At 72.3% G+C, this 23,317-nt stretch carries 21 protein-coding genes; 12 read left to right on the top strand and 9 right to left on the bottom strand.

The genetic code is table 11. The annotated features are described in order from the left end of the window. Positions 1 to 387: 387 nt before the first annotated feature. Positions 388 to 1,446, bottom strand: a complete 1,059-nt coding sequence (gene cobT / locus Sdi02f_RS31765) for a nicotinate-nucleotide--dimethylbenzimidazole phosphoribosyltransferase (RefSeq protein ID WP_030405029.1) — start codon at positions 1,444 to 1,446, stop codon at positions 388 to 390. Between the two features lie 173 nt (positions 1,447 to 1,619). Between cobT and Sdi02f_RS31760 the strand changes: the two genes are divergently transcribed. Further along, positions 1,620 to 2,339: a class I SAM-dependent methyltransferase gene (locus tag Sdi02f_RS31760; RefSeq protein ID WP_167458287.1), complete on the top strand. Its 720-nt coding sequence runs from the start codon at positions 1,620 to 1,622 to the stop codon at positions 2,337 to 2,339. On the opposite strand, the gene Sdi02f_RS31755 is transcribed toward Sdi02f_RS31760, so the two are convergent. Further along, positions 2,328 to 3,527: a bifunctional adenosylcobinamide kinase/adenosylcobinamide-phosphate guanylyltransferase gene (locus Sdi02f_RS31755; RefSeq protein WP_030405031.1), complete on the bottom strand. Its 1,200-nt coding sequence runs from the start codon at positions 3,525 to 3,527 to the stop codon at positions 2,328 to 2,330. The genes Sdi02f_RS31760 and Sdi02f_RS31755 overlap by 12 nt on opposite strands. A 174-nt stretch (positions 3,528 to 3,701) precedes the next feature. On the opposite strand from Sdi02f_RS31755, the gene Sdi02f_RS31750 reads away from it, so the two are divergent. Further along, entirely contained in the window at positions 3,702 to 3,932 is a 231-nt protein-coding gene (locus Sdi02f_RS31750) for a hypothetical protein (RefSeq protein ID WP_030405032.1), read from the top strand. 37 nt (positions 3,933 to 3,969) lie between these two features. Here Sdi02f_RS31750 and Sdi02f_RS31745 read toward each other — a convergent pair whose 3' ends face one another. The 3 genes from Sdi02f_RS31745 to Sdi02f_RS31735 form a co-directional block, all read right to left on the bottom strand. Continuing rightward, positions 3,970 to 5,058 carry a S1C family serine protease gene (locus Sdi02f_RS31745; RefSeq protein WP_055467796.1) on the bottom strand — a complete coding sequence of 363 codons (1,089 nt, stop codon included), beginning with the start codon at positions 5,056 to 5,058 and terminating at the stop codon, positions 3,970 to 3,972. A 75-nt stretch (positions 5,059 to 5,133) separates the two neighbouring features. Continuing rightward, positions 5,134 to 5,835 carry a class I SAM-dependent methyltransferase gene (locus tag Sdi02f_RS31740; protein ID WP_030405034.1) on the bottom strand — a complete coding sequence of 234 codons (702 nt, stop codon included), beginning with the start codon at positions 5,833 to 5,835 and terminating at the stop codon, positions 5,134 to 5,136. An 83-nt stretch (positions 5,836 to 5,918) separates the two neighbouring features. Next, complete coding sequence (locus Sdi02f_RS31735; RefSeq protein WP_063788236.1) at positions 5,919 to 6,557, bottom strand: DUF3043 domain-containing protein; 639 nt, start codon at positions 6,555 to 6,557, stop codon at positions 5,919 to 5,921. A 284-nt stretch (positions 6,558 to 6,841) separates the two neighbouring features. Here Sdi02f_RS31735 and Sdi02f_RS31730 point away from each other — a divergent pair, with 284 nt between their 5' ends. The 5 genes from Sdi02f_RS31730 to Sdi02f_RS31710 all read left to right on the top strand — a co-directional run bounded on the left by Sdi02f_RS31730 (position 6,842) and on the right by Sdi02f_RS31710 (position 13,305). Next, complete coding sequence (locus Sdi02f_RS31730; protein ID WP_267717258.1) at positions 6,842 to 7,639, top strand: PspA/IM30 family protein; 798 nt, start codon at positions 6,842 to 6,844, stop codon at positions 7,637 to 7,639. Between the two features lie 21 nt (positions 7,640 to 7,660). Further along, positions 7,661 to 7,945: a PspA-associated protein PspAA gene (pspAA, locus tag Sdi02f_RS31725; RefSeq protein ID WP_030405037.1), complete on the top strand. Its 285-nt coding sequence runs from the start codon at positions 7,661 to 7,663 to the stop codon at positions 7,943 to 7,945. 151 nt (positions 7,946 to 8,096) lie between these two features. After that, entirely contained in the window at positions 8,097 to 9,326 is a 1,230-nt protein-coding gene (locus Sdi02f_RS31720; RefSeq protein ID WP_031185911.1) for a sensor histidine kinase, read from the top strand. Continuing rightward, positions 9,323 to 10,006: a response regulator gene (locus Sdi02f_RS31715; protein ID WP_108934444.1), complete on the top strand. Its 684-nt coding sequence runs from the start codon at positions 9,323 to 9,325 to the stop codon at positions 10,004 to 10,006. Before Sdi02f_RS31720 ends, Sdi02f_RS31715 begins: the two co-directional genes overlap by 4 nt. Positions 10,007 to 10,185: 179 nt before the next feature. Then, positions 10,186 to 13,305: an efflux RND transporter permease subunit gene (locus Sdi02f_RS31710; RefSeq protein WP_031088038.1), complete on the top strand. Its 3,120-nt coding sequence runs from the start codon at positions 10,186 to 10,188 to the stop codon at positions 13,303 to 13,305. Positions 13,306 to 13,406: 101 nt separating this feature from the next. On the opposite strand, the gene nadA is transcribed toward Sdi02f_RS31710, so the two are convergent. Next, complete coding sequence (gene nadA / locus Sdi02f_RS31705) at positions 13,407 to 14,591, bottom strand: quinolinate synthase NadA (RefSeq protein ID WP_031088046.1); 1,185 nt, start codon at positions 14,589 to 14,591, stop codon at positions 13,407 to 13,409. Between the two features lie 305 nt (positions 14,592 to 14,896). Here nadA and Sdi02f_RS31700 point away from each other — a divergent pair, with 305 nt between their 5' ends. Beyond that, the gene (locus Sdi02f_RS31700) at positions 14,897 to 15,253 is read left to right on the top strand and encodes an iron-sulfur cluster assembly accessory protein (protein WP_030405042.1); all 357 of its coding nucleotides are present in this window, start codon (positions 14,897 to 14,899) and stop codon (positions 15,251 to 15,253) included. 100 nt (positions 15,254 to 15,353) lie between these two features. Here Sdi02f_RS31700 and Sdi02f_RS31695 read toward each other — a convergent pair whose 3' ends face one another. Beyond that, complete coding sequence (locus Sdi02f_RS31695) at positions 15,354 to 16,892, bottom strand: hypothetical protein (protein ID WP_108934443.1); 1,539 nt, start codon at positions 16,890 to 16,892, stop codon at positions 15,354 to 15,356. A 140-nt stretch (positions 16,893 to 17,032) separates the two neighbouring features. Further along, complete coding sequence (locus tag Sdi02f_RS31690; RefSeq protein ID WP_031088050.1) at positions 17,033 to 17,242, bottom strand: hypothetical protein; 210 nt, start codon at positions 17,240 to 17,242, stop codon at positions 17,033 to 17,035. Between the two features lie 132 nt (positions 17,243 to 17,374). On the opposite strand from Sdi02f_RS31690, the gene Sdi02f_RS31685 reads away from it, so the two are divergent. Then, on the top strand, positions 17,375 to 18,349 hold the full coding sequence (locus tag Sdi02f_RS31685) for a carbohydrate kinase family protein (protein WP_030405045.1): 975 nt from the start codon (positions 17,375 to 17,377) through the stop codon (positions 18,347 to 18,349). A 160-nt stretch (positions 18,350 to 18,509) separates the two neighbouring features. Here the strand turns inward: Sdi02f_RS31685 and Sdi02f_RS31675 are convergent, their stop codons facing one another. Continuing rightward, entirely contained in the window at positions 18,510 to 19,892 is a 1,383-nt protein-coding gene (locus Sdi02f_RS31675; RefSeq protein ID WP_108934442.1) for a cysteine desulfurase/sulfurtransferase TusA family protein, read from the bottom strand. Positions 19,893 to 20,218: 326 nt separating this feature from the next. On the opposite strand from Sdi02f_RS31675, the gene ctaC reads away from it, so the two are divergent. The 3 genes from ctaC to Sdi02f_RS31660 are packed head-to-tail and all read left to right on the top strand — an operon-like array spanning position 20,219 to position 23,306. Next, the gene (gene ctaC, locus Sdi02f_RS31670; RefSeq protein WP_030405047.1) at positions 20,219 to 21,178 is read left to right on the top strand and encodes an aa3-type cytochrome oxidase subunit II; all 960 of its coding nucleotides are present in this window, start codon (positions 20,219 to 20,221) and stop codon (positions 21,176 to 21,178) included. Then, a complete protein-coding gene (gene ctaD, locus Sdi02f_RS31665) occupies positions 21,175 to 22,911 on the top strand; it encodes an aa3-type cytochrome oxidase subunit I (RefSeq protein ID WP_108934441.1) in 1,737 nt (578 codons plus the stop codon). Before ctaC ends, ctaD begins: the two co-directional genes overlap by 4 nt. Beyond that, a complete protein-coding gene (locus tag Sdi02f_RS31660; protein WP_030402105.1) occupies positions 22,908 to 23,306 on the top strand; it encodes a cytochrome c oxidase subunit 4 in 399 nt (132 codons plus the stop codon). Before ctaD ends, Sdi02f_RS31660 begins: the two co-directional genes overlap by 4 nt. The last annotated feature ends 11 nt before the right edge of the window (positions 23,307 to 23,317 follow it).

The raw sequence follows: 23,317 nt of genomic DNA, 5'->3' as shown, positions 1-23,317 counted from the left end.
TGCGCGGTGGGGTGCGTTGTGGGTCGGGGCCGCGTCGGGGGGTGTCCGTCCTCGGAACGGCGCGGAATCGGTCGGCCACAGAAGTGGACTCCGTTGACGCGCCAACCGCTGCGGGCGGACACCCCCCGACACGTCCCCTTCTCGCCGTACGCGGCTGCCGACCGTAGCCCCCCCAGCTGCGGGCAGTCGCCACGCCCCCCCCAGCTGCGGGCAGTCGTGCCGCTGGGGCGGCACGGGTGGGCGCAGCGGCACCCCGCTGCGCCGGGCTCGCGATCCGACCCCGCGCCCGCACACCCCCCGGGCACCGGTCAACGCCGGGCCCCGTGGCCCACCCCCGGGCAACCAAGAATCCCCGGTTCACCGAACCCCGTTCACCTGAACCGGGGTTCACTCGCTCCCGTCGGAGACCTCCGGCAGCTCCGCCGCCAGCGACGCCGCCGCCTGCACCAGGGGCAGGGCCAGCAGTCCGCCCACCCCCTCGCCCACCTTCACGCCCTGCGTCAGCAGCGGCTCCAGCGCCATCCGGTCCAGCGCCTTCGCCTGCCCCGGCTCCCCGCTGTCGTGCGCGGCCAGCCACCAGTCCGGCGCCCGGAAGGCGACCCGCTGCCCGACCAGCGCGCACGCGGCCGTCACGACGCCGTCCAGGATCACCGGCGTCTTGCGCACCGCGCTCTGCAGCAGGAAGCCCGTCATTGCGGTGAGGTCCGCGCCGCCGACCGTGGCGAGGAGCTGCAACTGGTCGCCGAGGACCGGCCGCGCGCGCCGCAACGCGTCGCGGATCGCCGCGCACTTGCGCATCCACGCCAGGTCGTCGATCGGCAGCCCGCCCCGGCCGGTGACGACCGACGCGTCCGTTCCGCACAGGGCCGCGACCAGGACGCCCGCCGCCGTGGTACCGCCCACGCTCAGGTCGCCGAGCACCACCAGGTCCGTGCCCGAGTCGGCCTCCTCGTCGGCCACCGCCATCCCGGCCCGGAAGGCGGCCTCCGCCTCCTCCGGCGTCAGCGCGTCCTCGACGTCGATGCGTCCGCCGCCGCGCCGCACCCGGTGCCCCGCCACCTCGGCCGGCAGGGACTCCGGGTCGCAGTCCAGGGCCATGTCGACGACGCGTACGGGCACGTCCAGGCGCCCGGCGAGCACCGACACCGGCCGGTTCCCCGCCAGCACCTCGCGCACCAGCTCGCCGGCGCCGCCCGCGGGCCGCGCCGAGACTCCCAGCTCGGCGACCTTGTGGTCACCGGCGAAGAGCACCACCCGGGGCCGTACGACGGGCCGTACCGGTACGGCGGACTGGGCCGCCGCCAGCCACTCGCCCAGGTCGTCCAGGCGGCCCAGGGTCCCGGGCGGGACGGCCTGACGCTCCCGGCGCGCCTCCGCGTCGCGGCGGACCCCGCCGTCGGGGCGCTCGATCAGGTCGGTGAAGTCGTCGAGATTCAGCGAGCTCATTCGCCGAACAGTACCGGCCCCGGCCGAACCCGAAGGAGGGCCCGTGAGCAGCGCGCCCGGGCTGCGTCGTTGCGCCCGGTACGGCGATCACCTACGTAACGTTTTGACTGGATTGTCGTAGGTCCCTCGTGTACGTCCCCTCGTACACCCTCGTCTCGTGTCGGGAGCCGCCCGTGTCCGGACCCTCCGCCCCCTCGGTGCCTCCCGTCCCGCCGTACGGGCCGTACCGCCAGGACTGCCCCTGGTGCGGCTCGCGGCGGCTGCGTGCGCGGCCGCGTGGTGACGGGCCGCGCCAGGGCGCGCCCCGCCGGTCGTCGATCGAACGGTGTGCGGACTGCCGGCACGTCTTCCGCAACCCGCCGCTCACGTCCGCCGCCCGGCACCCCGTGGTCCGGGCCGGTGTCCGGCTCAGGCACGGGCTGGCCGCCCGTGCGATGCTCCGCCGCTGTCCCGACCCCGAGAGCTGGCTGGACGTCGGCACCGGGGACGCCGACTTCCCGCTGGCCGCCCGGGCGCACTTCCCGTACACCTCCTTCGACGGCCTCGACCCCACCCACCGCGTGCTGCGGGCCCGCGCCGGGGAACGGGTGGAGGAGGCGTTCGTCGGGCGGCTGACGGATCATCACATCATCGCGCGGCTGCGGGAGCGCTACGACGTCGTCAGCCTCTTCGAATACCTGGAGCAGGTCGCGGACCCGCGCGCCGAACTGCGGGGCGCGCTGCGGGTGCTGCGGCCCGGCGGGTACCTGCTCATCGACGTGGCCGACCCGCGTCGCCTGTTCCCCGTCCATCCCGTCGGACTGAACGCCGAACTCGTGGCCCAGGGCTGCACCGTGCTCACCGGCACCCGCGCCCACCGCGTCGTCGCCCGCAAGGACGCCTCAGCCGCGTAGCACCAGCGCCTGGCCCGCCACCACGAGCAGCACCTGCTCGCACTCGGCGGCGAACGCCGCGTTCAGGCGGCCGAGTTCGTCGCGGTAGCGGCGGCCGGACGCGGTGGCCGGGACGATGCCCGAGCCGACCTCGTTCGACACCGCCACCAGCGTGCGCCGGGTGGTGCGGACCGCCTCCGTCAGCTCCCGCACCCGGTCCCTGAGCGCCCGTTCGCCGCCGTCCGCCCACTCCGCGTCGTCCCACGCCCCGACCGCGTCCATCGCGTCCGTCAGCCACAGGGACAGGCAGTCGATCAGGAGGGGCGGGCCCTCGTCCTTCAGGAGGGGGACCAGGTCGCAGGTCTCGGCGGTCCGCCAGGTGCCGGGGCGGCGTTCCCGGTGCGCACCGACCCGGGCCGCCCATTCGGTGTCGCCGCCGCGGGAGCCGCCGGTGGCGACGTAGAGGACGTCGGGGAAGGACTCCAGCCGGCGTTCCGCCTCCACCGACTTGCCCGACCGGGCGCCGCCCAGCACGAGGGTGCGCCGGGGTACGTCGGGCACGTCCTCGTACGAGCCCACCGCCAGCGTCGTCCCGTCCGGCACCGCCCGCGCCCCGGCCGCCGCGAGCCGCCGCGCCAGCTCCCGGCCGGGCGGCACGTCGTGGTCCAGGTGGACGGCGACGACGTCCGTCGTCGGTCCCGCCGCGCCCACCGCCCGCAGCCTCGCCAGCGCGTCCGGCCGCCCCACGACGTCCGCGAGGACCAGGTCGTAGGGCTCCGCGGGCGCTTCCAGACCGGCCGGGGCGCCGCCCGGCGGCACGTACAGCAGCCGCCCGCCGTCCGGGCCCGTCACCGCGTACCCGGTGCCCGGCGCGTCCAGCGCCACCGCGCGCACCCGGTGCCCGGTCAGCAGCGCCAGTTCCCGCCCGTCCGGCACCCGGCCCGGCTGCGGCAGCCCGGCCGGCACCTCCACGGCGGGACCGTCGTGCGGGTGCGAGAGCAGCACCTGCCGCACCCCGGCCAGGGAGTGCCCGGCCCGGGCGGCGGCGAACGCCGCGCCCGGCGTCAGGTCGAGCAGCAGCGCCCCGTCCACCAGCAGCGCGGTCGCCGCGCGCGTGTCCTCGCCCTGAGCCGCGGCACAGGCCGCGCAGGGACAGTCGGGGCGGGGCAGTCCCGCGGGGGCACCGGTGCCGAGCAGAGTCACGTCCACGCACCGATTTTCACCGGTCGCCCGGCGACGTGCGCGCCCGAGCCCCCACACGAGCGCACCCCGCGCGTCCGGGGACCTTCTACGGCGGGCCCGCTTCAGCGCATAGGCTGCGGGCGGGGGCCGGACCAGGAATCCGGCTTCCGCTCTGCATGTGCTCACATCTGGGAGGCGTACATGGCGGCATGGACGTGGCGGTTCGAGACGGCCGGCGGGACGGAGGTCCAGCCCGCGGTGCAGCCCGAGGAGTTCACCACGCAGGGGGACGCCGAGTCCTGGATCGGGGAGCACTGGAAGGACCTCCGGGCGGGCGGCGCCGACCAGGTGCGGCTCTTCGAGGACACCACGGAGATCTACGGCCCGATGAGCCTGCACGCCGAGGAGGCGGAGGCCGAGGCCGAGGCCTGACGCGGGGGCCGGGCGGGCGGGGGCGGTCGGTTCCCCGTCACTGCTCGCCCAGCGTCACCTCGGCGGTGTGCTCGGCGCCGTTGCGGGTGTAGGTCACCTTCGTCCGGTCGCCCGGCCGCATCGACGCCAGGGCCTCGGACAGTGAGGTGACGGTGGTGATGTCGGTGTCCCCGAGCCTCACCACGATGTCCCCGGCGCGCAGTCCCGCGTCGGCGGCGGGCCCGCCCTTGCGCACCTCGACGACGGCCACACCGGCCGGCCGGTACGTCTCGTCGACGACCGTCCGGGCGGTGATGCCCAGCGCGGCCCGGCCCGAGTCGGTGACCTTGCCGTCCCTGACGATCTGACCGGCCACCGTCGTCACCATCGACGCCGGGATCGCGAACCCGATGCCGGGCGCCGCGCTGTCGCCGAGGCCCGGGTCGGTCGCCGCCAGCGTCGGGATGCCGATCACCTGCCCGTCCAGGTTCACCAGGGCGCCCCCGCTGTTGCCGGGGTTGATGGCCGCCGACGTCTGCACCATGTTGGCGATGGTCGCGCCCGTGCCGCCCCCGCTGCTGCCCTCCGTGACGGTCCGCCCCGTCGCCGACACGATGCCCTGCGTCACGCTGGAGGACAGGCCGAGCGGCGACCCCATCGCCAGCACGATCTGGCCGACCTCGACCTTCGCGGAATCCCCGAAGCGGGCCGCCTTCGTCCCGTCGGGCACCCGGTCCAGCTTGATCACGGCCAGGTCCTGCTCCGGGTAGGAGGAGACGAGCTTCGCACCCAGGACGCCCTCGTTGCGGGCCGTCGTCACGCGGAAGGACTTGCTCTTCCCGACGACGTGCGCGTTGGTCACGACATGGCCCTGGTCGTCGTACACGACCCCCGACCCCAGCGAGTCGCCCGCCTGGATCTGGACCACCGACGGCAGGACGTCCTTGATCACCCGTTCGTAGTCGGCCTGCAGATCGCCGGCCGCGCGCGGCGCCGCGGCCTGCGCGGTGTCGCCCTCCCGCGCGCTCCCCGAGGCCCGGCCGGTCCCCGAACCGGCGTCGGAACAGCCGCCGAGCAGCAGCAGGGAGCAGGTCAGGACGGCGAGCGGAGCGAGCAGCCGGGGCAGACGGGCGCGGGAAGTGTCCATGCCCCGAGTCTCACCGCGCCCCGGGCAACCGGCCCCTCGTGAACACCCGGACGGGCGAGGCCCGCACGGCGCCCGTCAGCCGCGCACCCCGCACAGGTGGAGCAGCGCCGCCACCGAGCGGTACGGGTCGGTCCGGCCGGCCCGTTCCTCGGCGGCCAGCAGGGTCTCGAGGTCGTCGGGCGGCGTGGTGCCGTCGGGGGCCGTGTCCGTGAAGACCCGCACGCCGTACCAGGTGTGCAGCGGGGCGCCGATGCCCGCGAGCTTCGCCGTCAGCGTCGACAGCCGGTCCGCGCGGACGTCGAGGCCCAGGCGGTTGCGGTAGTCGGTGGTGTCGAAGGCGGCCAGCGCGCCCGCCCAGTCGCCGTGCAGAGCGGGGCGCAGCGCGAGCGCGTCGCCGTTGCGCACCACCAGCGACAGCAGGCCGCCGGGCGCCAGCATCCGCGCCAGCCCCGCGAGCAGCGGGTCGGGCTCCTCGACGTACATCAGCACCCCGTGGCACAGCACCACGTCGAAGCTGCCCGGCAGGAAGTGCACGCCGGTGTCCCGGCCGTCGCCCTCCACGATCCGCATCCGCTCCCGGATGCCCTCCGGCTGGCCGGCCAGCGCCTCACGCGCGACCGCGATCACCGCGGGGTCCCGCTCCACGCCGGTCACCTGGTGCCCGGCCCGGGCCAGCCGCAGCGCCTGGGTGCCCTGGCCCATCCCGACGTCGAGCACGCGCAGCCGCCTGCCCACGGCGAAGCGCCCGGCTATCTGCTCGTCCAACTGCCGGGCCACCAGCTCCTGCCGTACGACGTTGCGAAGCCCGGACAGTGCTGCCGTCCGGGCCTCGGCCGCGTCCCCGGTGAACGGCGTCGTGCTCAGGGCCGCTCCCCGCGCTTGACCTGGGGCTTCGGCAGCCGGAGGCGGCGCATCTGCAGCGAACGCATCAGCGCGTAGGCGACCGCGCCGCGCCTGCGCTCGTCCGGGAAGCGCTCGGCGAGCCGCTTCCTGAGCCGGAAGCCGGTGACGATCGAGTCCAGCACGATCAGCACGATCACGACCAGCCACAGCAGCAGTGCGATGTTCTGCAGCGAGGCCACCCGGATCATGCTCAGCACGAGGATGACCACGGCCATCGGCAGGAAGTACTCCGCGATGTTGAACCGCGAGTCGATGAAGTCGCGCGCGAACCTGCGGACCGGGCCCTTGTCGCGGGCCGGCAGGTACCGCTCGTCGCCCTTCGCCAGCGCCTCGCGCTGCCGCGCCATCGCGATCCGCCGCTCCTCGCGCTGCCGCTTGGCGGCGTCCTTGCGCGTCATCGGCGTATGGGCGACGCTGCGGCGCTGGGACTGGGCCACACTGCGCTTCGGTGTGGGCCTGCCCTTGGGGGCCTGCGGGTCACGGGGCTGCTTGGAGTCGGTCACCTGCGCACTGACGGCGCTCTGGGCCTTCTCATCCTTGGCACGGCTACGGAACACAAAACCCAAGGGTACGGGGTACCGGGGTGTGGACCCCAGCCCGGTGGGGAACGATCCGGCAACGCCGGACGTCTGTAAGGGGACAGAGCGGAAGTACGGAGCGGTCGGTGGGCAGGGGCCCGGACACCGGTAATTTCCGGACAACCCCGGGAAGCACCTACTCCCTGCGCCGGACGGGGAACGCGCACAGTCGTCCTTGGGGATGAGCGCATCCGTCCCCGAACAGTGCGGTAATGGAGGTAGGGCCCGTACTGTGGGTTCTGTTGCAGTCGCTGGAGCTGGAGTCGGTCAGAAGGGGGCGCGCGAAGCCCATGAGCGGTGTCATGAAGCGTATGGGGATGATCTTCCGCGCGAAGGCCAACAAGGCCCTTGACCGGGCCGAGGACCCGCGCGAGACCCTCGATTACTCGTACCAGAAACAGCTGGAGCTGCTCCAGAAGGTGCGCCGCGGCGTCGCCGACGTGGCCACCAGCCGCAAGCGCCTGGAGCTCCAGCTCAACCAGCTCCAGTCCCAGTCCGGCAAGCTGGAGGACCAGGGCCGCAAGGCGCTCGCGCTGGGCCGCGAGGACCTGGCCCGCGAGGCGCTCTCCCGGCGCGCCGCGCTCCAGCAGCAGGTCACCGACCTGGAGACCCAGCACTCCACGCTGCAGGGCGAGGAGGAGAAGCTCACCCTCGCGGCCCAACGCCTCCAGGCCAAGGTGGACGCCTTCCGCACCAAGAAGGAGACCATCAAGGCCACCTACACGGCGGCCCAGGCGCAGACCCGCATCGGCGAGGCGTTCTCCGGCATCTCCGAGGAGATGGGCGACGTCGGCCTGGCCATCCAGCGGGCCGAGGACAAGACCGCCCAGCTCCAGGCCCGGGCCGGCGCCATCGACGAACTGCTCGCCTCCGGCGCCCTCGACGACCAGTCCGGCATGCACAAGGACGACATCCAGGCCGAGCTGGACCGCCTCTCCGGTGGTACGGATGTAGAGCTGGAACTGCAGCGCATGAAGGCCGAGCTGGCCGGGGGCAGCAGCTCCGACCGCCAGGCCATCGAGGGCGGCCAGGGGCAGGGCCAGACCTCCTCGCAGTCCCAGCAGCAGCCGCAGGACACCCCGCGCTTCGACAAGCAGTAGCCCACGCCTAGGAGGGCCGACATGATCGTACGGATCATGGGGGAGGGACAGCTGAGACTGGCCGACGGCCGGCTCACGCAGCTCAACGAGCTGGACGACGAACTCCTGGCCGAGATGGAGAACGGCGACGGCCCGGGCTTCCGCGCGACCCTCCAGGCCCTCCTGGCCAAGGTCCGCGAACTGGGCGAGCCGCTCCCCGAAGACTCCCTGGAGCCCTCGGACCTCATCCTCCCGTCCCCGGACGCGACCCTGGAGGAGGTACGGGAGCTGCTGAGCGACGACGGCCTGATCCCGGACGGCGCGTGACCCGGGCCGGCCCACCCGGCCCCTCCGGCGCTTGAGGACGAGGCCCGTTGAGGGCCGCAGTGGGGGCTGCCGGAGGCGCAGCCCCCGGGCAGGGCGTTTGCCGTACGAGGGGCCCTCGTACGGCACCCCACTCCGGCTACCGTAAAAAACCGTGAGCACCCTCGCGAGAGCCCGCTGCACCATCGGCGCCCACCCCTCCGCCCTGGACACCGCCCTCGCCGCGGCCGTCCTGATCTGCATGGTCGCGGGCTCCTTCGTGGACCCGCACGGCCCCGAGGGCGTGAGCTGGGGCCTGCGCACCCCCGACGCGCTCAGTCTCGCCCTCATGACCGCCGGCGCCGCCGCGCTCGCCTTCCGCCGCCGGGAGCCGATGACCGTCCTCGTCGTCACCGGCTGCGTCTCCGTCGTCGAGAGCGTCACCGGCGACCCGCGCGCCCCGGTCGTCATGTCCGCCGTCGTCGCCCTCTACACCGTCGCCGCCTCCACCGACCGCCCCACCACCTGGCGGGTCGGCCTGCTCACCATGACCGTGCTCACCGGCGCCGCCATGCTGGCCGGGCCGCTGCCCTGGTACGCGCAGGAGAACCTCGCCGTCTTCGCCTGGACCGGCATCGGCGCCACCGCCGGGGACGCCGTCCGCAGCCGCCGGGCCTTCGTGCAGGCCATCCGGGACCGGGCGGAGAAGGCCGAACGCACCCGCGAGGAGGAGGCGCGCCGCCGCGTCGCCGAGGAGCGGCTGCGCATCGCCCGCGACCTGCACGACGTCGTCGCCCACCACATCGCCCTGGTCAACGTGCAGGCCGGGGTCGCCTCGCACGTCATGGACCGGCGGCCCGACCAGGCCAAGGAGGCGCTCGCCCACGTACGCGAGGCCAGCCGGAGCGCGCTGGACGAGCTGCGGGCCACCGTCGGGCTGCTGCGCCAGTCCGGCGACCCCGAGGCACCGACCGAGCCCGCCCCGGGCCTCGCCCGCCTCGACGAACTCGTCGGCACCTTCCACCACGCCGGACTGCGGGTCGAGGTCGCCCGCACCGACCACGGCACGGAGCTGCCCGCCGCCGTCGACCTGGCCGCGTACCGCATCATCCAGGAGGCGCTGACCAATGTGCAGAAGCACGCGGGGCGGCAGGCGAAGGCCGAGGTCAGCGTCGTACGGGTCGGGCCGAACATCGAGGTGACCGTGCTCGACGACGGCACCGGCGACGGCGAGGCCCCCGACCCCGCCGTCGGGGGCGGCGGGCACGGTCTGCTCGGCATGCGCGAACGCGTCACCGCGGTGCGCGGCACTCTCACCACCGGTCCCCGCTACGGGGGCGGTTTCCGCGTGCATGCGATCCTTCCGGTCAGGAACCGCACCGACGCCACCAAGGGGCCCGTATGACGATCCGTGTCCTGCTCGCCGACGACCAGGCGCTGCTGCGCAGTGCCTTCAGGGTGCTGGTCGACTCGGAGCCCGACATGGAGGTGGTGGGGGAGGCGTCCGACGGCGCGGAGGCGGCCCGGCTGGCCGCCGAACACCGGCCCGACGTGGTGCTGATGGACATCCGGATGCCCGGCACGGACGGGCTCGCCGCCACCCGCATGATCAGCACCGACCCGTCCCTCGCCCACGTCCGCGTGGTCATACTGACCACCTTCGAGGTCGACGACTACGTGGTGCAGTCGCTGCGGGCCGGGGCCTCCGGCTTCCTCGGCAAGGGCTCGGAGCCCGACGAGCTGCTCAGCGCGATCCGCGTCGCGGCCGGCGGCGAGGCGCTGCTGTCGCCGGCCGCCACCAAGGGGCTGATCGCCCGCTTCCTCGCCCAGCAGGACACCGCCGGCGAGGACCGCGACCCGGCGCGCGCCGAGCGTCTGGAGTCGCTGACCGTGCGGGAGCGCGAGGTGCTGGTCCAGGTCGCCGGCGGGCATTCCAACGACGAGATCGCCGAGCGCCTCCAGGTCAGCCCGCTCACCGTGAAGACGCACGTCAACCGGGCCATGGCCAAGCTGGGCGCCCGCGACCGCGCCCAACTGGTCGTCACCGCCTACGAATCCGGGCTGGTACGTCCAAGGGTGGAGTGAGCGCGGCCCGCGTGTACTGCGGAGGGAGTAGGCGCGGGATAAGGAAATGGACCTGGGGCCTAGGGATGCGGGGTCCGCCATGGCCCAGGGTGGTGGGGTGGGCGCTCACGTGTGCCGCCCGCGCCCGGCGCTGCCATGTGCCCCGTCCCTGCTCGGCCACAGAAGAGAGACCCTGACCCATGTCCTGGCTGTCGAGATTCAGCCTCGCGCAACGGGCCCTGATAGGGCTGATGTCGATCGTCGCGCTCGTCTTCGGGGCGATCGCGATACCCCAGCTCAAGCAGCAGCTGCTGCCCACCATCGAACTGCCCATGGTGTCGGTCCTGGCCCCGTACCAGGGTGCCTCGCCCGACGTGGTCGAGAAGCAGGTCGTCGAGCCGATCGAGGACAACCTCGAGGCCGTCGACGGGATCTCGGGCGTCACCTCCACGGCCAGTGAGGGCAACGCCGTCATCATGGCGTCCTTCGACTACGGCCCGAACACCCAGCAGCTCGTCGCCGACGTCCAGCAGGCCGTGAACCGGGCCCGCGCCCAGCTCCCGGACGGCGTGGACCCGCAGGTCATCTCCGGTTCGACGGACGACATCCCGACCGTCGTCCTCGCCGTCACCTCGGACAAGGACCAGCAGGCGCTGGCCGACCAGCTCGACAAGACGGTCGTCTCGGAGCTGAAGAACATCGACGGCGTCGCCCAGGTCATGGTCGACGGCGTGCGCGACGTCCAGGTCACCGTCACGCCCGACCCGGCGAAGCTGGCCGCGGCCAAGGTGAGCCCGCAGGCGCTGGCCCAGTCCCTCCAGGCGGGCGGCGCGACCGTCCCGGCCGGTTCCTTCGACGAGGCGGGCGCCAACCGCACCGTCCAGGTCGGCGGCGGCTACACCTCGGTGAAGCAGATCCAGGACCTCATGGTCACCGGCGAGGGCGTCGACAAGCCGGTGCGCCTCGGCGACGTCGCCACCGTCAAGGAGGAGGAGGCCAAGGCCGACTCCCTCACCCGCACCAACGGCAAGCCGTCCCTCGCGGTCGTCGTGACCATGGACCACGACGGCAGCGCGGTCTCCATCTCGAACGCCGTCGAGGACAAGCTGCCCGGCCTGCGCGAGCAGCTCGGCTCCGGCGCGACCCTCACGGTCGTCAGCGACCAGGGCCCGGCCGTCTCCAAGGCCATCTCCGGCCTGACCACGGAGGGCGGGCTCGGGCTGCTCTTCGCCGTCCTGGTCATCCTGGTCTTCCTGGCGTCGATCCGCTCCACCCTGGTCACCGCGGTCTCCATCCCGCTGTCGGTGGTGCTGGCGCTGATCGTCCTGTGGACGCGCGACCTGTCGCTCAACATGCTGACGCTGGGTGCGCTGACCATCGCGATCGGCCGCGTCGTCGACGACTCGATCGTGGTCCTGGAGAACATCAAGCGCCACCTCGGCTACGGCGAGGAGCGCAAGGACGCCATCCTGGGCGCCGTCCGCGAGGTCGCCGGGGCGGTCACCTCGTCCACGCTCACCACGGTCGCCGTGTTCCTGCCGATCGGGCTGGTCGGCGGCATGGTCGGCGAGCTGTTCGGCTCCTTCAGCCTCACCGTCACCGCGGCGCTGCTGGCGTCCCTGCTGGTGTCGCTGACGGTCGTGCCGGTCCTGTCGTACTGGTTCCTGCGGCCCCCGAAGGGCACCCCGGAGGACGCGGCCGAGGCCCGTCGTCTCGCCGAGGAGAAGGAGGCCAGGAGTCGCCTGCAGCGCTTCTACGTCCCCGTCCTGCGCTTCGCCACCCGCCGCCGCCTGGTCAGTGTGGCCATCGCGGTCGTCGTGCTGGTCGGCACCTTCGGCATGGCGCCGCTGCTGAAGACCAACTTCTTCGACCAGGGCGAGCAGAAGGTCCTCAGCATCCAGCAGGAGCTGAAGCCCGGCACCAGCCTCGCTTCGACCGACGAGCAGGCCAAGAAGGTCGAGAAGCTGCTCGGCGACACCAAGGGCGTCAAGGACTACCAGGTCACCATCGGCTCGTCCGGCTTCATGGCCGCCTTCGGCGGCGGCACGGACACCAACCAGGCCTCCTACCAGGTCATGCTGGAGGACTCGGCCTCGTACACGGACGTCCAGGACCACATCGAGGACGGGCTGGCCGAGCTCGACGGCATCGGCACCACCACGGTCGCCGGCGGCGACGGCTTCGGCAGCCAGGACCTCAGCGTCGTCGTGAAGGCGGCCGACGCGCAGGTGCTCCGCGAGGCCTCCGAGCAGGTCCGCAAGGCGGTCGCCGGCCTCGACGACGTCACCGACGTCACCAGCGACCTGGCGCAGAGCGTGCCGCGCATCTCGGTCAAGGCCAACGCGAAGGCCGCGGAGGCCGGTTTCACCGACCAGACCCTCGGCGCGGCCGTCGCCCAGGCGGTGCGCGGCACCCCGGCGGCCAAGGCGACGCTGGACGACACCGAGCGCGACGTCGTCATCAAGTCGGCGCAGCCCGCCACCACGATGGCCGAGCTGAAGGCCCTGAACCTGGGCGCGGCGAAGCTGGGCGACATCGCCACCGTGCAGATGGTGGACGGCCCGGTCTCGATGACCCGCATCGACGGCCAGCGCTCGGCGACCATCACCGCCAAGCCGACCGGCGACAACACCGGCGCGGTCAGCGCGGACCTCCAGTCGAAGATCAACGGACTGGACCTGCCGGCCGGCGCCACGGCCGAGATCGGCGGCGTCACGGCGGACCAGGACGAGGCCTTCGTCAACCTGGGCCTGGCCATGCTCGCGGCCATCGCCATCGTGTTCATGCTGCTGGTCGGCACCTTCCGGTCGCTGGCCCAGCCGCTGATCCTGCTGGTGTCCATCCCGTTCGCGGCGACCGGTGCGATCGGCCTGCTGATCGCCACGGGCACCCCGATGGGCGTCCCGGCGATGATCGGCATGCTGATGCTGATCGGCATCGTGGTCACCAACGCCATCGTGCTGATCGACCTGATCAACCAGTACCGCAAGCAGGGCTACGGCGTCGTCGAAGCCGTCGTCGAGGGCGGCCGCCACCGGCTGCGTCCCATCCTCATGACGGCCCTGGCGACGATCTTCGCCCTCCTCCCGATGGCGCTGGGCGTCACCGGCGAGGGCGGCTTCATCGCCCAGCCGCTCGCGGTGGTCGTCATCGGCGGCCTGATCACGTCGACCCTGCTGACCCTGCTCCTGGTCCCGACCCTCTACGCGATGCTGGAGCTCCGCAAGGAGCGGCGCGCGAAGAAGCGGGCGGCGAAGAAGGGCGGCGGGGCGGCGCCGCAGGCAAAGGCGTCGGACGAGCCGGAGCCGGCGAAGGTCTGAGGCACCCGGGAACGGCTGGGGCCCTGCCCGACACCGATGGTGGTCGGGCAGGGCCCCAGCCGTGCGAGCCGCCGCGGGTCGGGGGAACCCCGTCGGCGCCCCTACGGCAGCGCCAGCATCCGTTCCAGGGCCAGCTTCGCGAAGGCCTCCGTCTCCTTGTCGACCTCGATGCGGTTGACCAGGGTGCCCTCGGCCAGCGACTCCAGGGCCCAGACCAGGTGCGGGAGGTCGATGCGGTTCATGGTCGAGCAGAAGCAGACCGTCTTGTCGAGGAAGACGATCTCCTTGTCCTCGGAGGCGAAACGGTTCGCCAGGCGGCGGACGAGATTCAGTTCGGTGCCGATGGCCCACTTGGAACCGGCCGGGGCCGCCTCCAGGGCCTTGATGATGTACTCGGTCGAGCCGACGTAGTCCGCCGCCGCCACGACCTCGTGCTTGCACTCGGGGTGCACCAGGACGTTCACGCCCGGTATGCGCTCGCGCACGTCGTTGACCGAGTCGAGGCTGAAGCGGCCGTGCACCGAGCAGTGGCCCCGCCACAGGATCATCTTCGCGGCGCGCAGCTCCTCCGTGGTCAGCCCGCCGTTCGGCCGGTGCGGGTTGTAGACGACGCAGTCCTCCAGCGACATGCCCAGGTCCCGCACCGCGGTGTTGCGGCCCAGGTGCTGGTCGGGCAGGAAGAGGACCTTCTCCCCCTGCTCGAACGCCCAGTTCAGGGCGCGCTCGGCGTTGGAGGAGGTGCAGATGGTGCCGCCGTGCTTGCCGGTGAACGCCTTGATGTCCGCGGAGGAGTTCATGTACGACACGGGCACGACCTGCTCGGCGATCCCGGCCTCGGTCAGCACGTCCCAGCACTCGGCGACCTGTTCGGCGGTGGCCATGTCCGCCATGGAGCAGCCTGCCGCCAGGTCGGGCAGGACCACCTTCTGGTCGTCCGAGGTCAGGATGTCGGCCGACTCCGCCATGAAGTGCACACCGCAGAAGACGATGTACTCGGCCTCGGGGCGCGCCGCCGCGTCCCGGGCCAGCTTGAAGGAGTCGCCCGTGACGTCGGCGAACTGGATGACCTCGTCGCGCTGGTAGTGGTGACCGAGGACGAAGACCTTGTCGCCGAGCTTCTCCTTGGCCGCACGGGCGCGTGCGACCAGGTCCGGGTCCGAGGGCGAGGGAAGGTCGCCGGGGCACTCCACGCCCCGCTCGCTCCTCGGGTCGGCCTCGCGGCCGAGCAGCAGCAGGGCGAGGGGCGTCGGCTGAACGTCGAGCTCCTGGGGCTGGGCGGTGGTCACGACACGCACCCTTTCTACTTTTCGGTCGACCCTTTTCGTCGAACTGACGCTATATATCATAGCCGGTTCACGTCACTTTGACGATGCCGATAGTGTCGGTGTGACGTGAATCCCGGCGCCCCGGGCCGCCCGTCCGGGGGCCGTCGTCCACCGCCGCCGTCCCCGGCCCCTGACCGCAGGCGGTCGCGTGTGCGAGCATGAGGGGGACACCGAGGCAAAGACTCGGTCCCGCCCGGAATGAATCCGCGGCTCCGTCGGTTGACACCGTCGGCAAGCAGTCTCCGTACAACCCGGGAGAGATGTAGATGTCCGTATCGGACGAGACCACCACCGTCACCGACGGCATCATCCTGACCGACGCCGCCGCGGCCAAGGTCAAGGCCCTGCTCGACCAGGAAGGCCGCGACGACCTGGCCCTGCGCGTCGCCGTCCAGCCCGGCGGCTGCTCCGGCCTGCGTTACCAGCTCTTCTTCGACGAGCGCTCGCTCGACGGTGACGTGGTGAAGGACTTCGGCGGCGTCAAGGTCACCACCGACCGCATGAGCGCCCCCTACCTCGGCGGCGCCACCATCGACTTCGTGGACACGATCGAGAAGCAGGGCTTCACGATCGACAACCCGAACGCGACGGGTTCCTGCGCCTGCGGCGACTCCTTCAGCTGAGGAGCAGCGCGCCGCGCGGCGCCGAGCGCGAGAAGGGCGGTGGCCCGGGGACGAACCCCGGGCCACCGCCCTTCCGCCGCTTCTGGGCCCGTCGCCGGCGTCACCGGGCCCCGGACGGAGCCGGCAGCCGTGCGCCCGGCTTGTGCAGCGGGACGCTCTCGCCGTGGGAATCCACGACCGTCCGGTCCCCCAGCGGCTTGTCGAGCCGCACCGTCCGCTCGTACTCCTTGGCGATGAGGATGCACACCTTGTCCGGATGCGGGGTCTCGGTCACCTCGACGGTCACCTTCCCGCCGCTCTCCCGTGCCTTCGCGTCGTAGTCGGAGCACACCCCGCCCGTGAAGTGCACGGTCAGCTCGTCGCCCTCGGCCGTGTAGCCGCTCACCCGCACGTCCCGCGGCTTCCCGGGCTTCGCGTCCGGCTCGCCGGAGGGAGCGGGGGAGGCGGGCGGGGCCGTCGTCAGGAACGCGGGGTCGACCGCCGGGTACGTGACCGTCACCGCGTCGTCCGTGCCCGGCGTCCGCACCTCGAACAGCCAGGACGGCACCAGCGTCTGCCGTCCCCGCACCGGATGCGCGGCCAGCCCGAACACGGCGTCCTCCACCGTGGCGGTCCGCTTCCCTCGGGTCCCGGGTGAGTCCGGCGCACCGGTCGGCAGCGCGCAGGGCATGTCCGCCCCGTCCTGATGCGGTACGGGGCGGGCACAGCCGCCGATGCCCCCGGCGCGCCCGGTCCCGGCTCCCGCCCCCGGCGCGTTCAGCCGCGCCAGCGTCTCCTCGGCGCCCAGGACCGGATACGTGTCTCCCTTGACCGGCGCCTTCACCCGGCCGCTGCCGCCGACCACCTCGCCCCACGCGTCGACCACGATCCCTGTCGTCCAGCCGTACGTGGGCAGCCCGCCCACCTCCGGTGCCGCGTTCACGGCCCGGCGGGCGCCCATGACCTGGCTCGCGTCCAGCTTGGCGTCGTCCTGGCCCAGCGCCTTCAGCACCGGCGCCGCCGCCTTCTTCGCGGCCGCCTCGCCCACCGGTGTCCCGTCGGCCGACGGCGCCTTGCACTCGGCGCCCTTCCCGCAGTCGTCCGTGCGGGGCGCGTAGCGGTGGAAGGTCCACGTGCCCGGCGCCTGCCGGTCCACCGTGAGCAGTGGCCCGGAACCGTCCTTCGCGTTGCCGACCCTCCACGCCCCGCCCTGGACCCGGGGTGCGCCCTCCAGCCCCAGCGCCCGGGCCAGCCGCGCCACCTCGGCCTCGGTGACGCCGCCCTCGGCCCGGTACACGGGCGCCGAGCCGGGACCCTCGGGGAGCGGCCCGTCGGCGCGGTAGGTGACGCCGTACGGGTCGGGCTCGCCGGGCGCGATGCCGGGCGGGCCGCCCTCGCCGGACGTCCCGGCGTGGTCGTCGAGGGTGAGGGGCGGGGGAGTGCCGTCGCCGGAGGGGCCGGATGCGCCGGATGCCGTACCGCCGTCCGTGTCGTCCCCGGCGGCGGACGTGGCCAGGTAGGCGCCGCCGCCCCCCATGACCAGCACGGCGGCGGCCACCGACGCGACCGCGACCGCCCGGGGCCGCCGCCGCGCGGGACGCCCGGTGCCGGCCTCGTCGGCGGCGTCGACGTCGTCGTTGTCGGGTCGCTGGGTGTTCACCGCATCGCTCCTTCGACTGTTCCTGGGGACAGCGGTGGGACGCGGTGGGCCGGGATCCGGTTCCCGGTGACGGCGCCAGTCGCCCGAACGGCCCCGGGAACCGCCCCGAACGGCTTCCGAGTGGCCCTGCGGCGAGGCGCTCAGTCGCCGTAGTCCGACATCGCCTCCAGCAGCCGGGCCGACGCCGGCGGCACCCGGACGCCGTGGATGAGGGTGAGCGGCACCGGCCGGGCGGCGGCGTCGGCGGGGGCCGACCAACGCCGGGTCATCCGGGCGCAGTCGCCGCGCAGCGACTCCAGGTCGCCGTCCAGGTCGGCCGGGGCGGGGTCGGCGGTCCTCAGGTTCGTCATAACAGAACCGTAGGCACGTCCCGTCGTGCGAAGAAAGTCGTACTACCGGGTAGTTTCACCTGCTTCAGCCTGGCGGTCACGCCGGGTAGCGTGAACCGTCAACCCGCCTCCCCTCAGGAGAGAGTCCACGCCGTGCGCATCGCAGTCACCGGCTCCATCGCCACCGACCACCTCATGACCTTCCCCGGCCGCTTCTCCGACCAGCTCGTCGCGGACCAACTGCACACGGTCTCGCTCTCCTTCCTGGTCGACCAGCTCGACGTGCGCCGGGGCGGGGTCGCCGCGAACATCGCCTTCGGCATGGGTCAGCTCGGCACCCGGCCGATCCTCGTCGGCGCGGCCGGCGCGGACTTCGACGAGTACCGGGCCTGGCTGGACCGGCACGGCGTCGACACCGACTCGGTCCGCATCTCCGAGACCCTGCACACCGCCCGCTTCGTCTGCACCACCGACGCCGACCACAACCAGATCGGCTCCTTCTACACGGGAGCGATGAGCGAGGCCCGCCTCATCGAGCTGAAGACCGTCGCCGACCGCGTGGGCGGCCTCGACCTGGTCTCCATCGGCGCCGACGACCCGGAGGCGATGCTCCGGCACACCGAGGAGTGCCGGACCCGGTCCATCCCCTTCGCCGCCGACTTCTCCCAGCAGATCGCCCGGATGAACGGCGACGAGATCCGGATACTGCTGGACGGGGCGACCTACCTCTTCTCCAACGAGTACGAGAAGGGGCTCATCGAGACCAAGACCGGCTGGACGGACGAGGAGATCCTCGGCCGCGTCGGCCACCGCGTCACCACCCTCGGCGCGCGGGGCGTGCGCATCGAGCGGGCCGGCGAGGAGACCATCGAGGTCGGCGTCCCCGACGAGGAGCGCAAGGCCGACCCCACGGGCGTCGGCGACGCCTTCCGCGCGGGCTTCCTGTCCGGGCTGGCCTGGGGCGTGCCGCTGGAGCGGGCGGCGCAGGTCGGCTGCATGCTGGCGACGCTCGTCATCGAGACGGTGGGCACGCAGGAGTACCAGCTGCGGCGCGGGCACTTCATGGAGCGGTTCACGAAGGCGTACGGGGAAGAGGCCGCGGAGGAGGTCCAGGAGCACCTGGGCTGAAGCGGGGAGACTGTTCCGGCGCCTCGCGAGGAGCGTCGCCGGGTGCGGGTGCGGGTGCGGGTGCGGGTGCGGGTGCCGGTGCCGGTGCGGGGGCGGCTGCGGGGCCGGTCGGCCCGCGGCCGAGCCGCAGGCCCGCACAGCCCCGCACCCCTGCCCGGCGTCAGCCGGTCCGGCGGACCAGGTAGGCCGTTCCCCTCTCCGCCGGCTCCTCGCCCACGTACTCCTGCCCCCGCATCTCGCACCACGCCGGGATGTCGAGGCGGGCCGCCTCGTCGTCCGAGAGGACGCGCACGGTGCCGCCGACGGGGACGTCGTCGATGACCTTGGCCAGTTCGATCACCGGAATGGGGCAGCGCCGGCCCAGCGCGTCCACGACGAGGTCGGGGCCGGCCGCGCGGACGGTCCCCGTCGCGACCGGCGCCCCGAGCCTCTCGCGCACCGCGGCCACCGTGCCCGGCAGCACCTCGAGGAACCGTTCGACGGCCTCGGCCGGGGTCCCCGGCGGCAGCGACACCCGGACGTTGCCCTCGGTGAGGACCCCCATCGCCTTCAGGACGTGGCTCGGCGTCAGGGTGCTGCTCGTGCAGGACGATCCGGACGACACGGAGAAACCGGCACGGTCCAGTTCGTGCAGCAGAGTCTCCCCGTCGACATAGAGACACGAGAAGGTGACGATCCCGGGCAGCCGCCGCGCCGGATCACCGACCACCTCCACGTCCGGCACCAGGGCCGGCACCCGGGCCCGGATCCGCTCCGTCAGCTCCCGCAGCCTGGCCGCCTCCGCCGCGGCCTCGGCCCGCACCGCCCGCAGCGACGCCGCCGCGGCCACGATCGCGGGCAGGTTCTCGAACCCGGGCGCCCGCCCCGACTCCCGCTCGTCCCCGGGCCCTTGCGGCGCGAACCGCACCCCCTTGCGCACGACGAGCAGCCCCACGCCCGAGGGCCCGCCCCACTTGTGGGCACTGCCCGCGAGCAGCGACCAGTCGCCCTCGACCCGCCCCCAGCCCAGTGACTGCGCCGCGTCCACCAGCAGCGGCACCCCCGCCGCCCGGCAGAGAGCCGCCACCTCCGCCACCGGCTGTTCGGTGCCCACCTCGTGGTTGGCCGACTGGAGACACGCCAGTGCCGTGTCCTCGCGCAGGGCCGCCGCGTACGCCGCCGGGTCCACCGCGCCCGTCCGGGCCACGGGGACCTGGGTGAGAGCCCCGCCGCCCGTCTCGTGCACCTCGGCCGCGTGCAGGACGGAGGAGTGTTCGACCGCTGACACGATCAGGTGGCGTCCGACGCGCCGTCGTCCGGCCAGCGCCCCCGCCACCCCCGCATGCACCGCCCGCGTCCCCGAAGGGGTGAACACCAGCTCGTCCGCCCGGCACCCCACGGCCTCGGCAGCCGCCTCGCGGGCGGCGTCCAGCAGCAGCCGCGCCCGCCGCCCTTCGCGATACAGCCGGGCGGGGTCGGCCCACCCCTCGTCGAGGGACGCCAACAGCGCCTGCCGGGCGACGGGATGAAGAGGAGCAGCGGAAGCAGCATCGAAGTAGGCCACACGGCAACGCTAGAACGCCCGGGGCGGCGGCGCCCCGTCAGGGGCACCGGGCCGTGACGCGTGCGGCTCAGCCGCGTGGGCGCGCACGACCACGACGAACCGTCAGCCGCCGAACAACCCCTGGCACCCTCCCCGCAGGCGCCCGACCGCACCCTTGGGAGTGACCCCCGGCGCGTATGCCACCCTCCCCGCGACCCCCCGGAGGGCGTCGGCTAGGGTTTGGTCCGCATAAACATCAAACCCCTGCCCGACGCAGGGCGGCGACCGACCAGCGAGAAGGCAGGCCGCAGCCAACCGCGCGGGCGAGACTCTCGGGAAGGCGCTACGTGAGTCCCAACGGCTCCGACCGCTCGCCGCGGCGCCCGATGCGGCGGAAGCTGCTGCAGGCACTGACCGCGGGCCTGGTCCTGGCGACCGCCACCGGTTGCACATACGAGGACTTCCCCCGCCTCGGCATGCCCACCCCAACCACGGAAGAGGCTCCGCGGATCCTCTCCCTGTGGCAGGGCTCCTGGGCTGCCGCGCTGGCCACCGGCGTGCTGGTGTGGGGCCTGATCCTGTGGAGTGTCTTCTTCCACCGGCGCAGCCGCACCAAGGTCGAGGTCCCTCCGCAGACCAGGTACAACCTGCCCATCGAGGCGCTGTACACCATGGTTCCGCTCGTCATCGTCTCGGTGCTGTTCTACTTCACCGCGCGTGACGAGTCCGATCTCATGAGCCTCAACAAGAAGCCCGACCTCACGGTCAACGTGGTCGGCTTCCAGTGGAGCTGGTGCTTCAACCACATCGAGAACGTCCCGGGCTCCACCGGCGACGCCAAGACCTCCAAGGAACTGGCCGGCATCCCCGACCGGTTCGTCGAGGACTTCCCGGCCAACGCCGGCGGTGTCTACGACTGCGGTGTCCCCGGCACGCGGAACCCGCAGACCAACAACCCGGGCCCGACCCTCTGGCTCCCCAAGGGCAAGACGGTCCGCTTCGTCCTGACCTCGCGTGACGTCATCCACTCCTTCTGGGTGGTGCCGTTCCTCATGAAGCAGGACGTGATTCCGGGCCACACCAACGCCTTCGAGGTCACCCCCAACAAGGAGGGGACCTTCCTGGGCAAGTGCGCCGAGCTGTGCGGCGTGGACCACTCCCGGATGCTGTTCAACGTCAAGGTCGTCTCCCCGGAGCGCTACGAGCAGCACCTCCAGGACCTCGCGAAGAAGGGGCAGACCGGTTACGTTCCCGCGGGCATCGCTCAGACGAGCCACGAGAAGAACCGGGAGACGAACAACCTGTGAGCATCCTCAACGAACCCCAGGGTGCCTCGGCAGCGGAGGACTCGTACGAGAACGAGCTGCCGGTACGGCGCAAGCAGCCCGGCAACGTCGTGGTGAAGTGGTTGACGACCACCGACCACAAGACGATCGGCACGATGTACCTGGTGACGTCGTTCGCGTTCTTCGTGATCGGCGGGGTGATGGCGCTCTTCATGCGCGCCGAGCTGGCCCGGCCCGGTCTGCAGATCATGTCGAACGAGCAGTTCAACCAGGCGTTCACGATGCACGGCACGATCATGCTGCTGATGTTCGCGACGCCGCTGTTCGCGGGCTTCGCGAACTGGATCATGCCGCTGCAGATCGGTGCGCCGGACGTGGCGTTCCCGCGGCTGAACATGTTCGCCTACTGGCTGTACCTGTTCGGCTCGACCATCGCGGTGGGCGGGTTCCTGACCCCGCAGGGCGCGGCCGACTTCGGCTGGTTCGCGTACTCGCCGCTGTCGGACGCGGTGCACTCGCCGGGTATCGGCGGTGACCTGTGGATCATGGGTCTGGCCTTCTCCGGCTTCGGCACCATCCTCGGCTCGGTCAACTTCATCACCACGATCATCTGCATGCGCGCGCCGGGCATGACCATGTTCCGCATGCCGATCTTCACCTGGAACGTGCTGCTGACCGGTGTTCTGGTCCTGCTGGCCTTCCCGGTGCTGGCCGCGGCCCTGTTCGCGCTGGAGGCTGACCGCAAGTTCGGTGCCCACATCTTCGACTCGTCCAACGGCGGGGCCCTGCTGTGGCAGCACCTGTTCTGGTTCTTCGGGCATCCGGAGGTCTACATCATCGCGCTGCCGTTCTTCGGCATCGTCAGTGAGATCATCCCGGTCTTCTCCCGCAAGCCGATCTTCGGCTACATGGGCCTGATCGGCGCGACGATCGCGATCGCGGGTCTGTCGGTGACGGTGTGGGCGCACCACATGTACGTCACGGGCGGCGTGCTGCTGCCGTTCTTCTCCTTCATGACCTTCCTGATCGCGGTCCCGACCGGTGTGAAGTTCTTCAACTGGATCGGCACCATGTGGAAGGGGTCGCTGTCCTTCGAGACACCGATGCTGTGGTCCACCGGCTTCCTGGTCACCTTCCTCTTCGGTGGTCTGACCGGTGTCATCCTGGCCTCGCCGCCGCTGGACTTCCACGTCTCGGACTCGTACTTCGTGGTGGCGCACTTCCACTACGTGGTGTTCGGCACCGTGGTGTTCGCGATGTTCGCCGGCTTCCACTTCTGGTGGCCGAAGTTCACCGGCAAGATGCTGGACGAACGCCTCGGCAAGATCACCTTCTGGACGCTGTTCATCGGCTTCCACGGCACGTTCCTGGTCCAGCACTGGCTGGGCGCCGAGGGCATGCCGCGCCGCTACGCCGACTACCTGGCCGCGGACGGCTTCACCGCCCTGAACACGATCTCGACGATCAGCTCGTTCCTGCTCGGCATGTCGATCCTGCCGTTCTTCTACAACATCTGGAAGACCGCCAAGTACGGCAAGAAGATCGAGGTGGACGACCCGTGGGGCTACGGCCGTTCGCTGGAGTGGGCGACCTCCTGCCCGCCGCCGCGGCACAACTTCCTCACGCTGCCGCGCATCCGCAGTGAATCCCCCGCCTTCGACCTGCACTACCCCGAGATCTCCGCGCTCGACCAGCTGGAGAACGTCGGCCACGGTGAGAAGGCCCTCGCCGGCGGCAAGGAGGCCGGGAAGTGAAGATCCAGGGCAAGATTTTCATCTGGCTGAGCGTCTTCCTGCTCGCCGTGGCGATCGTCTACGGCTACTGGTCGAAGGAGCCGGCGGGCACCACCGCGCTCTTCCTGGCCTTCGGCCTGGCCATCATGGTCGGCTTCTACCTCGCCTTCACGGCGCGGCGGGTCGACGTGGGCGCGCAGGACAACACCGAGGCGGACGTCGCGGACGACGCCGGTGAGGTCGGGTTCTTCAGCCCGCACAGCTGGCAGCCGCTGGCGCTCGCCGTCGGTGGCGCCTTCGCCTTCATGGGCATCGCCCTCGGCTGGTGGCTGGTGTACTTCTCGGCACCGATCCTGCTGATCGGCCTGTTCGGCTGGGTCTTCGAGTACTACCGCGGTGAGAACCGCACCCAGTAGCACGCGCCGCG

Source organism: Streptomyces ardesiacus (assembly GCF_003112575.1).
Taxonomy (GTDB): domain Bacteria; phylum Actinomycetota; class Actinomycetes; order Streptomycetales; family Streptomycetaceae; genus Streptomyces; species Streptomyces ardesiacus.
Note: the sequence above shows the minus strand (reverse complement) of the source record. Positions and strands in the feature narration are given on the sequence as shown.